Source organism: Parashewanella tropica, assembly GCF_004358445.1.
In the GTDB taxonomy this organism is placed as follows: Bacteria; Pseudomonadota; Gammaproteobacteria; order Enterobacterales; family Shewanellaceae; genus Parashewanella; species Parashewanella tropica.
Map to the genome: position 1 here is coordinate 1,912,154 of NZ_CP037951.1, position 13,790 is coordinate 1,925,943.

Annotated in this window: 13 protein-coding genes and 5 tRNA genes; 2 read left to right on the plus strand and 16 right to left on the minus strand. The window is 39.8% G+C overall.

All coding sequences use genetic code 11. From position 1 onward, the window contains the following. The first annotated feature begins 4 nt into the window (after positions 1 to 4). Positions 5 to 1,015, plus strand: a complete 1,011-nt coding sequence (gene ruvB / locus E2H97_RS08175; RefSeq protein WP_133406688.1) for a Holliday junction branch migration DNA helicase RuvB — start codon at positions 5 to 7, stop codon at positions 1,013 to 1,015. A gap of 46 nt (positions 1,016 to 1,061) precedes the next feature. Here the strand turns inward: ruvB and gloA are convergent, their stop codons facing one another. Continuing rightward, entirely contained in the window at positions 1,062 to 1,472 is a 411-nt protein-coding gene (gene gloA, locus E2H97_RS08180) for a lactoylglutathione lyase (RefSeq protein ID WP_133406689.1), read from the minus strand. Between the two features lie 72 nt (positions 1,473 to 1,544). Continuing rightward, on the minus strand, positions 1,545 to 2,045 hold the full coding sequence (locus tag E2H97_RS08185; RefSeq protein ID WP_133406690.1) for a lactoylglutathione lyase family protein: 501 nt from the start codon (positions 2,043 to 2,045) through the stop codon (positions 1,545 to 1,547). Between the two features lie 103 nt (positions 2,046 to 2,148). Here E2H97_RS08185 and E2H97_RS08190 point away from each other — a divergent pair, with 103 nt between their 5' ends. Next, positions 2,149 to 3,045: a LysR family transcriptional regulator gene (locus E2H97_RS08190; protein ID WP_133406691.1), complete on the plus strand. Its 897-nt coding sequence runs from the start codon at positions 2,149 to 2,151 to the stop codon at positions 3,043 to 3,045. Between the two features lie 46 nt (positions 3,046 to 3,091). Here E2H97_RS08190 and E2H97_RS08195 read toward each other — a convergent pair whose 3' ends face one another. The 14 genes from E2H97_RS08195 to E2H97_RS08260 all read right to left on the minus strand — a co-directional run bounded on the left by E2H97_RS08195 (position 3,092) and on the right by E2H97_RS08260 (position 13,758). Further along, the gene (locus tag E2H97_RS08195) at positions 3,092 to 3,781 is read right to left on the minus strand and encodes an endonuclease III domain-containing protein (RefSeq protein WP_133406692.1); all 690 of its coding nucleotides are present in this window, start codon (positions 3,779 to 3,781) and stop codon (positions 3,092 to 3,094) included. Between the two features lie 212 nt (positions 3,782 to 3,993). Then, entirely contained in the window at positions 3,994 to 4,689 is a 696-nt protein-coding gene (locus E2H97_RS08200) for an electron transport complex subunit E (RefSeq protein ID WP_133406693.1), read from the minus strand. Continuing rightward, the gene (gene rsxG, locus E2H97_RS08205; RefSeq protein WP_133406694.1) at positions 4,682 to 5,320 is read right to left on the minus strand and encodes an electron transport complex subunit RsxG; all 639 of its coding nucleotides are present in this window, start codon (positions 5,318 to 5,320) and stop codon (positions 4,682 to 4,684) included. The genes E2H97_RS08200 and rsxG overlap by 8 nt, the downstream gene beginning before the upstream one ends. A 15-nt stretch (positions 5,321 to 5,335) precedes the next feature. After that, positions 5,336 to 6,382: an electron transport complex subunit RsxD gene (gene rsxD, locus E2H97_RS08210; protein ID WP_133406695.1), complete on the minus strand. Its 1,047-nt coding sequence runs from the start codon at positions 6,380 to 6,382 to the stop codon at positions 5,336 to 5,338. A 2-nt stretch (positions 6,383 to 6,384) separates the two neighbouring features. Further along, positions 6,385 to 8,697: an electron transport complex subunit RsxC gene (gene rsxC / locus E2H97_RS08215; protein WP_133406696.1), complete on the minus strand. Its 2,313-nt coding sequence runs from the start codon at positions 8,695 to 8,697 to the stop codon at positions 6,385 to 6,387. Further along, positions 8,691 to 9,263: an electron transport complex subunit RsxB gene (gene rsxB, locus E2H97_RS08220; protein ID WP_425466803.1), complete on the minus strand. Its 573-nt coding sequence runs from the start codon at positions 9,261 to 9,263 to the stop codon at positions 8,691 to 8,693. The genes rsxC and rsxB overlap by 7 nt, the downstream gene beginning before the upstream one ends. Then, a complete protein-coding gene (gene rsxA / locus E2H97_RS08225) occupies positions 9,263 to 9,841 on the minus strand; it encodes an electron transport complex subunit RsxA (RefSeq protein WP_133406697.1) in 579 nt (192 codons plus the stop codon). Before rsxA ends, rsxB begins: the two co-directional genes overlap by 1 nt. Before the next feature lie 180 nt (positions 9,842 to 10,021). Then, positions 10,022 to 11,917: an EAL domain-containing protein gene (locus tag E2H97_RS08230; protein ID WP_170308266.1), complete on the minus strand. Its 1,896-nt coding sequence runs from the start codon at positions 11,915 to 11,917 to the stop codon at positions 10,022 to 10,024. Positions 11,918 to 12,202: 285 nt separating this feature from the next. Next, positions 12,203 to 12,278: transfer RNA gene (locus tag E2H97_RS08235), tRNA-Asn, on the minus strand. Between the two features lie 21 nt (positions 12,279 to 12,299). After that, positions 12,300 to 12,375: transfer RNA gene (locus E2H97_RS08240), tRNA-Asn, on the minus strand. A gap of 22 nt (positions 12,376 to 12,397) precedes the next feature. Continuing rightward, positions 12,398 to 12,473 (minus strand) — tRNA-Asn (locus tag E2H97_RS08245). Between the two features lie 24 nt (positions 12,474 to 12,497). Beyond that, positions 12,498 to 12,573, minus strand: a tRNA-Asn gene (locus tag E2H97_RS08250). A 31-nt stretch (positions 12,574 to 12,604) separates the two neighbouring features. Further along, positions 12,605 to 12,680, minus strand: a tRNA-Asn gene (locus E2H97_RS08255). A 211-nt stretch (positions 12,681 to 12,891) separates the two neighbouring features. Then, the gene (locus tag E2H97_RS08260; RefSeq protein ID WP_133406699.1) at positions 12,892 to 13,758 is read right to left on the minus strand and encodes a DUF1838 family protein; all 867 of its coding nucleotides are present in this window, start codon (positions 13,756 to 13,758) and stop codon (positions 12,892 to 12,894) included. Between the last annotated feature and the right edge of the window lie 32 nt (positions 13,759 to 13,790).

The window sequence follows — 13,790 nt, forward strand, 5'->3', positions numbered from 1 at the left end:
AAGAATGATTGAAGCAGACCGATTGATAGAACCTAAGGGAAGCCCCCAAGAAGAAGCCATTGATCGCGCAATGCGTCCAAAACTGCTTGATGAATATACCGGACAAAAAGAAAGCTGTGAGCAGTTAAAAGTCTTTATTCAAGCTGCAAAAAAACGAAATGAGCCATTAGATCACATGTTGATTTATGGTCCACCGGGTCTAGGTAAAACTACGTTGGCAATGATTGTCGCCAATGAAATGGATGTAAACATCAAAACGACTTCAGGTCCTGTACTTGAAAAGGCAGGGGACTTAGCGGCATTGCTGACTAACCTTGAAGAAGGCGATGTGCTATTTATTGATGAAATTCATCGTTTAAGCCCGGTGATTGAAGAAATTTTATATCCGGCGATGGAAGACTATCAGTTGGATATCATGATTGGTGAAGGACCTGCGGCACGTTCAATTAAATTGGATTTACCGCCATTCACTTTAATTGGTGCAACCACGAGAGCGGGGGCGTTGACCTCACCACTGCGTGCACGTTTTGGTATTCCTCTTCGATTAGAGTTCTATAACAATCAAGACCTAGCTAAAATTGTTGCCCGATCAGCAAAAGTAATGAACTTAAGTATCGACGATGAAGGCTCATTAGAAATCGCTCTTCGTTCTCGTGGTACCCCTCGTATTGCCAACCGTTTACTGCGTCGCGTGCGAGATTATGCTGAAGTGAAACATGATGGTTCGGTATCCCAAGATATTGCAGCGCAAGCACTAGACTTACTCGATGTAGACAGTGAAGGCTTTGATTACATGGATCGCAAACTTTTATTTGCCATCATAGATAAGTTTTCAGGTGGTCCAGTTGGGTTAGATAACCTAGCCGCTGCGATTGGTGAAGAACGTGAAACCATTGAAGATGTATTAGAGCCATTTCTAATTCAACAAGGCTTTATCCAACGTACACATCGAGGTCGGATTGCTTCGCCAAGAGCTTACCATCATTTTAATATGGATTTACCAGAAAAAGATTAGTGATTTAAAAAGCCCGAATATTTCGGGCTTTCATATAACTGAGCCCTTACCCCAACCCAGCCGTTGCAGATTTCATCTGAATCAATTCGATTTTATAACCATCAGGATCTTCAACAAAAGCGATTTCGGTGGTGCCGCCTGCTACAGGTCCAGGCTCACGTGTGATTTTGCCACCAGCTTCAGCAATTTTCTCACATTGAGCGTATATATCGTCAGCACCAATGGCTAAATGACCGAAGCCAGTGCCCAAATCGTAGTTGTTCGTGCCCCAGTTATAAGTCAACTCCACAACAGCATGCCCTTGTGATTCTTCACCATAGCCAACAAATGCTAGGGTATATTCATATTCAGAGTTTTCTGACTTTCTAAGGAGTTTCATACCCATAACACGAGTATAAAAATCAATACTCGCATCTAAATTCCCCACACGGATCATTGTATGTAATAACTGGCTCATAACACGTTCCAAAATAATTATTTATGTAAGTTTATGATAACAATCAATTGTTTCAATACCAATATCGGGGGATTAATTGTTATAAGCACCACTTGAGTATGTGAGTTCATAACTGTGACTATAGATCTCTAAAATATTGCCAAACGGATCTTCCATATAAATCATTCTAAAAGGCTTTTCACCAGGATAATAATATCTAGGTTCTTTCATTCTTCTTTTTCCGCCAGCAGCAACAATTTTATCAGCAAGGCCTTCAACGTCTGGATCTTGAACGCAAAAATGAAATATCCCTGTTTTCCAGTATTCAAAATTGTCTTCGGGATTTTTTTGGTTTTCAAACTCAAATATTTCAACTCCAATTTTGTCGCCAGTTGAGAGGTGCGCGATTTTAAACTTATTCCATCCAGCACCAAAAACATCTGTGCACATTTCACCGATCGCACTTTTATCTTCAGTGATTTCAGTTGGCTCCATAATGAGATACCAGCCGAGGACTTCGGTATAAAATTTAACTGCTGCTTCAACATCAGGTACTGAGATTCCAATATGGGAAAAGGTTCTAGGATAAGCCATTGTTTAACTCTCTTTACAGTGAATGAGGTCAAATCATAATTTTATTTATGAAGAAATATAAATTATGATTAATTAAGAATTCCATAAATTATTGTTATGAATAATGCTCAATCCAGTTTGGCTCAAAACTTATAAAACACTTATTGATATTGGTAGTTTTACAAAAACAGCTGAAAAACTGTTTATGACGCAACCAGGTGTTTCTCAACATATTCAAAAACTAGAAGAAATGTGTGGCTATGCATTGATAAAGCGAAAAAAGAGGAGTTTTGAAATAACAGAGCAAGGCAAGTTGGTCTATCAGTATGCGATCGAAACAGATCAGAATGAGAGAAATTTATTAAATAAACTAAGTTTCGATGAACCGTATTCGGGGGAATATAGCATTGCTTGCTCCGGTGCTTTTGCACTTCTTTTATTTCCACACTTAGTTGAGTTGCAAAAACGTCATCCATTGTTGACTCCAAGCGTAGAAGTTGCACCCAATAACAAAATTTTTGAATTTATTGCTACGGGTAATGCAGATTTTGGTCTTGTAACTCAACAGCCTAATTCCGTCTATTTTGAATACGAAACCATTGGACAAGAACAATTGTGTTTGTTTGTTCCAGCTTTCACTTCTGAAAAAGTTAGTGTTGAGGTTTTGATGGATTTAGGATTTGTTGCTCATCCTGATGCTGCACACTATTTAAAGTATTTTATGGCTGAATGTGGAAACGAGAAATTGTTGAAAATGAGTCTTGAAGATTTCCCTAAGTCTGGATACATAAATCAACTTACTCAAATACTCACACCAGTAGCAAATGGGCTAGGCTTTACTGTGCTGCCTAAAACAGTGCAAAACAGCTGTTTGGATGTAGACAAGTTGAAAATATGGGAAATGAATAAACCAGTGTATGAAACAGTTTATTTAGTTAAAAAGAAAGATTACGAGTTGCCAGAGCGCTGTAATACGATTATCGAGCTAATTAAAAGTTTGAAGTGCTTAAAAGGAAGTTAAAAAGACGATTATTTATTAGTCGTCTTCTTAACGTTGAGAAGATTATTTATTTCTTCTTTTTTGACTGCTGTTTCAGCACTTCATTAATAAAGCTTTTACGTCCATATTCTCGAGTGATCACGCATTTATCGAGAGAAAAGCCACGAGCTGGACTGTATTCTCTAGCGTAGTAAATGATTTGAAGGTGTAAGTCATTCCATCTTTCTCTCGGGAATAATCGCTTCGCATCTTTTTCTGTTTGCTCAACGCTTTTACCGTTAGATAAGCCCCAACGATACATTAGGCGGTGAATGTGGGTATCTACAGGGAAAGCAGGTATTCCAAAGGCTTGAGACATAACAACTGACGCTGTTTTGTGTCCTACTGCTGGCATGGCTTCTAACGCTGCAAAATCAGCTGGAACTTCACCATTGTGTTGTTTGATTATCATATCCGAAAGGTGCCAGATACCTTTTGACTTCATAGGTGATAAACCACATGGTTTGATGATTTCTTTTATTTCATCAATGGTCATCAACACCATGTCATACGGGTTATCAGCACGAGCAAATAGCTTAGGCGTGATTTGGTTTACACGTTCATCGGTACACTGAGCTGAAAGTAATACCGCAACTAGAAGTGTGTAGGGATCTTTATGATCCAACGGAATTGGCACTTCAGGGTAAAGCTCATCAAGAATTTTAATTATTGCTTCGACTTTTTCTTTTTTTGAAATGGGCTTACTGGTATCAGTCATTTAAAAGCCTCTTCCTTGTTATTGTATTCAATATGAAAGTTTGTAAACGTTAGGTGCATAAGTAAGAGGTTGAGCAATAGAGTGATAAGACAACCGTCCGTGACAGGACGTCACGGTCGTCAGCACAAGGATGTGCGTTTCAGTTGTCGTTCACTCTATTGTTCTTCATCAATATTCCAAACGAGTTCAATCAATAAATTATTTTTTGCAAGTTAACCCACTTTGGTAATACGAGCACGAGTAATTTCAGTTTGAACAGGTGCAGGCTTTCTTTCTTCAAGTTTTTTGTCGATTACGTTTTTAGCAGCAATCATCAAACCCATTCCTATAAATGCGCCAGGTGGAAGCATTGCTAATAAAAATGAGGTATCAACCTTCCATAAATGAATCGTTAGATTAGCAGCCCAAGGGCCAAGTAATTGATCTGCTCCACTAAATAGAGTACCTTGGCTTAGAATTTCACGACCAGCACCGAGCACTATTAGCACGAGTGCGAAGCCTACACCCATCATTAGACCATCATAAGCCGAAGCCCAAACATTATTTCTGGAAGCAAAGGCCTCAGCTCGACCTATAATCACGCAATTCGTCACAATAAGAGGTAAGAAGATACCTAAGGACAAATAAAGCTCATAGGCGTAAGCATTAATAAGTAGCTGAACCGTAGTCACCAAAGCTGCAATGATCATCACAAACACAGGAATTCGAATTTCTTTAGGCACATAGTCGCGCACTAACGACACCAAGACGTTAGAACCGATCAGTACTACCATAGTCGCTAAACCAAGACCTAAAGCATTGGTAACAGTGGCTGTTACCGCAAGCAGAGGACACAAGCCGAGTAATTGAACTAAGCCAGGGTTGTTTTTCCATAATCCCTGAATCGTAATGTCTTTATAATTAGTCATTTTGTTCCTCACATGAGCGAGTTTGACGCTGGATATCATCAAAATGAGAGCTGATATAAGTTAAAGCTTTATGGACGGCTTTTACGTAAGCGCGTGGAGTAATAGTGGCCCCTGTAAATTGATCGAAGTCACCACCGTCTTTTTTCACTTTCCACTTGCTAGCACTTGGTTTTGTTAGCGTTTTGCTCGTAAATTCGTGAACCCAATCCGACTTAGTGAGTTCTATTTTATCGCCTAATCCAGGAGTTTCATTGTGCTCTAGGGTTCGCACTCCTAATATTTCACCTGCTTTAGTCACAGATAAAATCAGCTTTATTTTGCCGTTGTAACCGTCTGGCGCATAAGTTTCCATTGCAATGGCGGTTGCATGTTGATCCTTTGTCGCAACAAAGGCAGCAACAGGTGTATCTGTATTGAGCTCATTGGGAGCATAAATCAAGCGGCAGCTTTGTACTAAGTTATTATCATGAATATCGTTTGGAATGATATCAGTTAAGATCTTAAGACGCTGAGCTTGCTTCTGAGCATGTATTTTATCGGCGGTAAACTTATCGACAAAAGCGACTAACCCCGTACATAGCATGGCAAAAAGCGCGAGGATAAGACCATTTCTTACAATACTTTTATTCATTAATGGTTCCTTGGCTTAACTTGTTCGATGACCATAACTACGCGGTCTGACATAGTAGTCGATAAACGGGGCTGTCATGTTGGCGAGTAATACTGCAAAGGCAAATGCGTCTGGATAACCACCAAAAGTACGAATTACATAAACCAAAATGCCAATCATCGCACCAAAGATCAGTCGGCCTTTAGGGCTGGTGGCTGCGGTAACAGGATCTGTGGCAATAAAGAATGCCGCTAACATTGTGGCGCCAGTGAACAGTTGGTTAATCGGCGAGATATGCGTATCTGGGTGTAATAAAAAGCCAGCACTTGTACAAATAAACAGGGCGGCAAGTACGCCTGTGCTTATGTGCCAGCGGATCACTTTCAGTTTTAGCATGACTAAGCCACCTAAAAGATAGCCGACATTTATCCAAAACCAACCCGTGGCGATGCTTCCTGTAAATGCAGGTTGCTTCATTATTTCAGAAGTGATGTGCTCAAGTGAGTAACCTGTTTTCAGACTATCTAATGGCGTAGCCATCGTCGTTCCGTCAATGGCCTGTTTCCAGTAATCGGTAGCATAATGGCTTAAACCGAAAATGGCATTGAAAGCATCAGTAAAAGTAGGAGAGTGAGCAGCCACACTTAACGGTGCATTCCAGTTGGTCATTTGAACAGGAAATGAGATCAAGAGTAATACATAACCCGCCATTGCAGGATTAAAGATATTATTTCCTAATCCACCATAGAGATGTTTTACAAATATGATGGCAAACAATACGCCGATAACAATTATCCACCATGGTGCCATGGCTGGTATGGCAACAGCCAAAAGAACGGCAGTAACTACGGCACTATAATCAGAAAGAGCAAAGGTGATACTTTTATTGCGGAGTTTCATAACTCCAGCTTCAGCTGCAATTGCCACAGTTAAGGCTAAAAGAACTTGAATTAAGCTTCCCCAACCGAAAAAGTAGAGCTGTGCTGCAAAACCTGGAAGCATGCACAGAAGAACGCGCTGCATAACCTTACTGGTTTGCAACTGGGTATTAATATGGGGCGATGAGGCGCTTTTAAATGCCATAGTTATTCTTGTCCCTCTTGTGTTTGCTCAGCTTGTTTTGCTAGTTTTTTAGCCTTTGCTTTGGCTACAGCTGCTGCAACACGTGCTTTTTTATCATCAGCTTCTGAAGTAATGGTTATTTCAGGCTTTTCGTTTTGTTCTGCTGTTTCAGGCGTTTTTTGCTTAGCTAATTTCTTTGCCTTGGCTTTTGCTACTGCTGCAGCGATTTGTGCTTTTTTATCATCCTCAGGTGCGTCAACAGGAGTTGCTTCAGCTACAGCTTCAGAAGCCTTCGCTAATTTCTTCGCTTTGGCTTTTGCTACAGCCGCAGCTATTTTCGCTTTTTTATCATCAACTGGAACATTATCAGAATTAACTTCGACCTGAATTTCAGAAGATTTTGCGGATTTTTTTGCTTTGGCTCTGGCTACAGCCGCAGCAATTTGTGCTTTTTTATCATCAGCTGGAGCATCATCAGAAGTAACTTCAACTTGAGCTTCAGAAGCCTTAGCAGCCTTTTTTACTTTGGCTCTAGCTACAGCCGCAGCAATTTGTGCTTTTTTGTCATCAGCAGGCGCATTATCAGAAGTAGCTTCAACCTGAGCTTCAGAAGACTTAGCGGCTTTTTTCGCTTTGGCTCTGGATATCGCAGCTGCAACCTGTGACTTTTTATCATCTGCCGCGTTTTTGGCAGTAGATTCAGTATTTTCAGCTTGAGCCGCCTTTTTGGCTTTGGCTCTAGCAATAGCTGCGGCAACTTTGGATTGTTTATCATCAGTGTCGCTAGCACTGTTTGGTTGAGCATCAGCCGCTTTTTTAGCTTGTACACGTGCCAAAGCGGCGGCAACGGCGTTTTTGTTGGCGGATGACATTGATGATTTTCGTCGTTCTGCAGCTTGTCGAGAACGCTCTTCTCTTGCTTGCTTCTCTTTTTCTAAGCGCTCAAGCCTTGCATCAAAACGCTTTTTGGCTTCTTCAGCGGCGATTTTATTTTGCTCTTCAGTTTTGATTGCTGATTTAGCAATACGATAATACTCCACAAGTGGAATGTCAGAAGGGCAGACATAGCTACAACAGCCACATTCTATGCAGTCTTTTAGATTGTAGGTTGCTGCTTTATCGTATTCTTCGGCTTTTGCATGCCAAAAGAGTTGTTGTGGTAAAAGGCTGGCTGGACAGACTGTGGCACATTCACCACATCGAATGCAGGATTTTTCTTCTGCCTGACTATTAAACTCTTGCCTACTAGGCGCAATGATACAGTTACTGCCCTTTAGAATCGGAGCTCTTGCATCGCGCAGTGCATGTCCCATCATTGGGCCACCAACAATAAACTGTTGGTGCGTAGGATCATGTAAACCACAGGCTTCAATAACATGCTCAATGGGTGTTCCGATTGGAAGCCAATAGTTGCCAGGATTCTTAAAGTTATCACCAGTAAGGGTAACAACACGTTGAATTAATGGCTTAGACTCATCAACAGCTTCAGCAATGGCAAATGCAGTACCGACATTTTGGACAACAATCCCTAATGTTGCCGGAATACTTCCCGACGGGACTTCTTGACCTGTTAAGATCTGGATTAGCTGCTTTTCACCACCAGATGGATATTGTGTTGGTATTTGTGTGACACGAGCCATTTGCGATAGCAAGGTATTACTTGCTAGTGCCGATTCCATAATGGAGATTGCTTCGGGTTTGTTATCTTCGATAGCGATTACTATTCTCGTAGGATCGATAAGCTTGCGAATGATTTCGATGCCACGCAAAATGCCTTCGGCTTTCTCTCTCATTAGGCGATCATCAGAGGTGATGTAAGGTTCACACTCAACACCATTGATGATCAGTAATTCAATATCACTGCTTGGTGCCAACTTTATGTGAGTTGGAAAAGCGGCGCCGCCCATTCCAGCTATGCCAGAATTCCTAATGATGTCTAGGAGTTCTTGGTGACTCAACTCACTTGATTGAATTTGAGACGTCTCAGAAACAGTGTCATTGCCATCAGCATCTATGATTACACTTAAAACTGGTAATGCCGAAGCATGGTTACTAGGCATAGTTCTGATTGCTGATACTACACCAGAAGTTGGAGCATGACAGGGCAGGTGGCGTTCACCTTTGGTAAGGGCTTGTCCTTTGTTAACTTTGTCGCCGATTGATACTGATAGCGTACAATTTTCTCCGACAGTTGGAACAGGTATGACAAACTGTTTTGCTAATGGTAACTCATTAATAGCAGCTTGGTTGGAGAGTTGTTTCGCTTGTGGTGGGTGAATACCACCAGTCAAGGGCCAAAGAGTGCCTTTATCTATTTGTTCTAAAAGCGTTAGCACTGTGATTCCTCATGTATCATCTTCACAGGAATCGCATTTACACGCCAATCCCAGTTATTCAGGTTGGTTTCTTCAGGTATCATATCGATACAGTCAACAGGGCATGGCTCAACACATAGATCACAGCCAGTACAGTTTTTTGTGATGACGGTATGCATTAGTTTTCCAGCACCTACAATCGCATCTACAGGGCAAGCCTGAATACACTTAGTGCAACCAATACATTCATCTTCACGTATATAAGCGACTTTTTTGACTTGAGCTTCTTCTGAAACGTTTAGAGGTTCTGGTTCGATGCCCATGATATCAGCAAGCTTTTCCATCGTAGCTGTACCACCGGGAGGGCATTTATTGATTTTTTCTCCGTTGGAGATCGCTTCGGCATACGGACGACAACCGGGATAACCACATTGACCACACTGAGTTTGTGGCAATGTTGACTCTAGCTGATCAACGACAGGATTTCCTTCAACCTTAAAACGGTGTGCGGCGTAACCTAATAAAGCACCAAAAATGAGTGCTAATACCGACAATAAAATAACGGCAGCAACTATATCAATAATCATTATTTAACTAGCCCTGTAAAGCCCATAAAGGCTAATGACATTAATCCTGCTGTGATCATGGCGATTGCACCACCTCTAAAGGGAAGAGGTATATCGGCCGCCGCTAATCGTTCTCGCATTGCGGAGAACAAGACCAAGACCAATGAAAATCCAACAGCTGCCCCAAATCCGTAGACAGCAGATTCCAGAAAGTTATGCTTTTCATTGATGTTTAATAAAGCTACGCCTAAAACGGCACAGTTTGTTGTAATTAATGGGAGATAGATACCTAAAGTTCTATATAGAGATGCGCTGGTCTTTTGTACTACCATTTCTGTAAATTGCACTACCACCGCAATAACCAAAATGAAACTAATGGTTCTTAGATAAGCTAAATCAAACGGGATCAGTAAATACAAGTTAACTAGGTAGCTTAAAACTGATGCAAGAGTTAACACAAACGTAGTTGCCATAGACATACCAATGGCAGATTCGAGTTTGCTTGAAACCCCCATAAATGGGCAGAGACCAAGGAATTTGACCAATACAAAGTTATTAACAAGTACGGTACCGACGAGCAAGAGAAGATATTCGGTCATCACCAAAAATAATTGAATGCATTAATTCCGCTATTATCGGTGTTTCTAAGCGTAGAAACAATCTTTTGAGATCAAACTATGGTGAACATGGACGAAAATTTACCAAATAGACATAATTACCATACAAAGCAGAGGGTTAATCTTGTAATAAACAAGCGACCATAGTTAATAATTTTAGATTTAAGCTGCTTTTAAAATCTTTGGTGTGGATATAAAGAACCCTTGTAAGCCATCAACCAACAACTGCTCAAACTCAATTTTTTCTGCTTGGCTTTCAATGCTTGTAGCGATAACAGGAATATTAAGTCGCTTTGCGATATCTACCAACATCCTGACGATAAAGCGGTTATCTTCATTAAAGTGAATATCTTTTGTGAAGCTGTTGTCTAGTTTGATGAAATCTGGTCTTACTTCTTTCAAAAATTTAAAGGCGGTAAATCCGGTACCAAAATGCTCAAAACAAACACGAGCACTGGATTTATGAACTTGCTTAACAAAGTTGGCTGCTGCTGCCACATTTGCATGCATACCCATTTCATCAACTTCCAAAACGAGTTTAGATGCTACGTTGGAGTGCTGTTTTAACTGGTTCAATAACCAAGCTTGAAAGCTTTTATTAAGTGCTGAAACTGAACTGATGTTAATTCCAATGGCATTTCTCAACTGTGGTCTGGATATTAATAATCTAATGGCTTTAGATATTAGCATTTTGTCTAGCTCGATAATGATATCATGACGCTCAGCCATAGAGACAACTGTGGCAGTAGTTAAAACTCTTCTATCCTCATTTTCAAAACGAGTGAGAAGTTCTTGATAAAACGCCTTTTGGGTATTACAAGATTGAATCGGCTGGTGGTAAAAAGTTGCCGAACCGTTTTTTAGGATAAAATTAAGCGTATCTCTCCAATTACTGTCACCTAATGATTCATCACTTTTGGGTTTAGCCATTGCAAAAAAACTGTTAGCTCCAAGCGTTTCTGCAACGCTAACTGATCCCTCTATCATTCCTAATAATGTTGTTGGTGGAATTTCATTTTTATATGGGATCAGGCCAATATGGGCAATGGATTGAGTTCTTATAACTTGTTGATATTCATCTAGAAGTGATTTTATCTTAGGTAATAGAATCTCTGCACTCTTAAAGTTAACTTCAGGCAATACAATTGCGAATTCAGCACTAGATATTCGAAAATGGCTGCAGTTTGGCGTGGTTTTAGTTATTGCCAGAAGTAGTTTGGAAATTTTAACCAAATAAGCATCACCTGCATTGCGTCCTTGGAATTGGTTAATGTATGACAATTCACTTGCTCTTAAGACAATAATTGAGCCGTTTATTTGTTGTTTGCTACTGGCCGATTCTTCAAGCTTTTTAAAAAAGACTAAGCGAGTTAATAACCCTGTTAGCTGATCTTGTCTTGCCTCTTTGTTGAGCTGTTGATTTTCTAGAGTAATTCGTTTAATTCGTTCGACATAACTCTCCTTAGCCTGAGTTATGGCTTGTTCGATAGCCTTAAACTGTTTTGGAAATCTGGTATTAGAGTTAATAGTCGATTTACGGCTGGGGATTTGTCCGACTAACTGAGTAATTTGACTTAAATAACTATTAAAACGGCTAAAACAAAGTTGAGCCCAAAGTGCAATAAATATATAGGTAGAGAGTATGATCAAACTAATGTTAATAAAGTCGGATACAACGACAGATTTTGTCGCTGATAAATCTAATTTAATTTGTATCCGACCATTGGGAATTTTAGTGTAAGTTCCCGTATTGTCGGGGAAAAGGCGATTTATGATAATGGTGTCATCATTGAGTAATTGGCCAGTAGTGTAGTTATTATCTGTTTCAACCTTGGCAACATACTGAAAGAATCGTAGGGGAGATATAGCCTTTACAGTTTGATAAATCTCGTAACCACTTTGTGGCCAATCTTTGATTTGTGAAATTTGATTTTGATAAGTAATTAATTGACTTCGACTAGCTTGCTGAAATTTTGCCAACTGGAATTGATAAAGAAGAAATAACCCTAAGCAGGTTAGGCTTAACAACAGAGTTTGAAAAAATTTTGAAGTAAACATACGCATCCGATCCATCAGATTTATTCGTCAACTGGTATCAATTTTCCTTATCAATACCTATATCAATAATGCTGTAAATAAAAAACGTAAATCAGGCTTGGATTTCAAAATCATCAAAACAGAAGACGCAGGTATTACTTGAAATATTTAGCCTTATTGGGATTTACTCTATTCCGTTAATGTTACTGTCATCCATGCAGACAAAAACAATTTATAAGATAAGTTGTGTATTCTAAACACTTTTTTAAAAAATAAAATATGAAATTTGAGATTTATTTATAAGATTGGCTCCCCAGACTGGACTCGAACCAGTGACATACGGATTAACAGTCCGCCGTTCTACCAACTGAACTACAGGGGAGTAGAAGATATGAATTAAATGTGGCTCCCCAGACTGGACTCGAACCAGTGACATACGGATTAACAGTCCGCCGTTCTACCAACTGAACTACAGGGGAATCGAAATTTAATTTTTAAATGTGGCTCCCCAGACTGGACTCGAACCAGTGACATACGGATTAACAGTCCGCCGTTCTACCAACTGAACTACAGGGGAATTGTACATTTAATTTTTGAATGTTGGCTCCCCAGACTGGACTCGAACCAGTGACATACGGATTAACAGTCCGCCGTTCTACCAACTGAACTACAGGGGAACATTCAAAATTTGTTTCAAGGTTAAGAAGTTGGCTCCCCAGACTGGACTCGAACCAGTGACATACGGATTAACAGTCCGCCGTTCTACCAACTGAACTACAGGGGATTTGTTTCTTCTTCTCGTTGAGAACGGGACGCATAGTAAAGCCGTCTTTCGAATGAGTCAACTCGACTTTTAAAAAAAAGTGTAATTAAGCTATCAAGTGGTTATTCAATCATCACAATCTAATCAAATTCCACTTTTAAGCTAAATGGTGTGTGTTTTACGTCCAAATTTATCATATTACTATGCAGGTGCTTTTTTTTTAATATTGGTATTAATAGCTTGGATGATTCTTTTTCCACTTTTTATAAAAGGTCCAACTGGTCTCATTAGGAGTTTTGAAGCGCTTGGGTGGAGCTAAAAATTTCTTGTGGTGTAGTTTTGTATAAGAAAGAAGTGATTTAGGAAGGTTTGTTACATTATCAAGTTTAGTGCCACTGGCTACAAAAATTAAATTTCCTGAAACATTACCCATTTTCATCCATGGAAGCCAAGGGCTGGTTCTCATCCAACTAAATCTCATTGGAATACTTGGTGTATTCAGTTGAATGTCTGAATTCTTTATCGAAAAGGTGAAATTTTCTGAAGCCAAGTAATTTGGGCCAGTAGATTCTTCGGGGAAGTCATCAACAGGAAGCGGGTTAGGGTAATCTAAAATGGTGACTTGATTAAGAAAGCTGTAGCCATTTGAGGTTGCCGTGAAGTGTAGTGGTGAATCCTGAATTACATTAGCAAAATTAACGGGGTCGTTTGCAACATCTAGGACTTTATCCGTCTCATTAGTAAACGGGTTGTCCCATTTTGATAAAATTTCATGTGTTTTTAAATCGGTATAATATTGAACTTCTCTAGACTGCCATTGGTAATTTCCATTAGATCGTGGAACCAGTTTACCAATATTAAAACCTTCAATCCCCATTAATGGAACAAGTTTTTGGTTAGTGAGTTTCGCATAAGCGACACCTTTCCACCAAGTGATAACAGGCTTTCCTGAAAGATCGAATCGTAGCCGAAGAAATGTATTCCAGTCTTTTGGGGTTTTTATATTTTGACTTTTTGAAATTACGTTGGCTTGTGTTGTGAAGGGCAAGAAAAGCATTAATATATAGAAGAGTAATGAACGAGCTCTAAGGTCTTTCATGACGAGTATGAAGTTATTTGACGAACGTAAAT

What these genes read in the sequence shown, in the direction of transcription:
- ruvB (WP_133406688.1), top strand. Translation starts at nt 5, where the DNA reads ATGATTGAAGCAGACCGATTGATAGAACCTAAGGGAAGCCCCCAAGAA.
- gloA (WP_133406689.1), bottom strand. Translation starts at nt 1,472, where the DNA reads ATGAGCCAGTTATTACATACAATGATCCGTGTGGGGAATTTAGATGCG.
- E2H97_RS08185 (WP_133406690.1), bottom strand. Translation starts at nt 2,045, where the DNA reads ATGGCTTATCCTAGAACCTTTTCCCATATTGGAATCTCAGTACCTGAT.
- E2H97_RS08190 (WP_133406691.1), top strand. Translation starts at nt 2,149, where the DNA reads ATGCTCAATCCAGTTTGGCTCAAAACTTATAAAACACTTATTGATATT.
- E2H97_RS08195 (WP_133406692.1), bottom strand. Translation starts at nt 3,781, where the DNA reads ATGACTGATACCAGTAAGCCCATTTCAAAAAAAGAAAAAGTCGAAGCA.
- E2H97_RS08200 (WP_133406693.1), bottom strand. Translation starts at nt 4,689, where the DNA reads ATGACTAATTATAAAGACATTACGATTCAGGGATTATGGAAAAACAAC.
- rsxG (WP_133406694.1), bottom strand. Translation starts at nt 5,320, where the DNA reads ATGAATAAAAGTATTGTAAGAAATGGTCTTATCCTCGCGCTTTTTGCC.
- rsxD (WP_133406695.1), bottom strand. Translation starts at nt 6,382, where the DNA reads ATGGCATTTAAAAGCGCCTCATCGCCCCATATTAATACCCAGTTGCAA.
- rsxB (WP_425466803.1), bottom strand. Translation starts at nt 9,263, where the DNA reads ATGATTATTGATATAGTTGCTGCCGTTATTTTATTGTCGGTATTAGCA.
- rsxA (WP_133406697.1), bottom strand. Translation starts at nt 9,841, where the DNA reads ATGACCGAATATCTTCTCTTGCTCGTCGGTACCGTACTTGTTAATAAC.
- E2H97_RS08230 (WP_170308266.1), bottom strand. Translation starts at nt 11,917, where the DNA reads ATGTTTACTTCAAAATTTTTTCAAACTCTGTTGTTAAGCCTAACCTGC.
- E2H97_RS08260 (WP_133406699.1), bottom strand. Translation starts at nt 13,758, where the DNA reads ATGAAAGACCTTAGAGCTCGTTCATTACTCTTCTATATATTAATGCTT.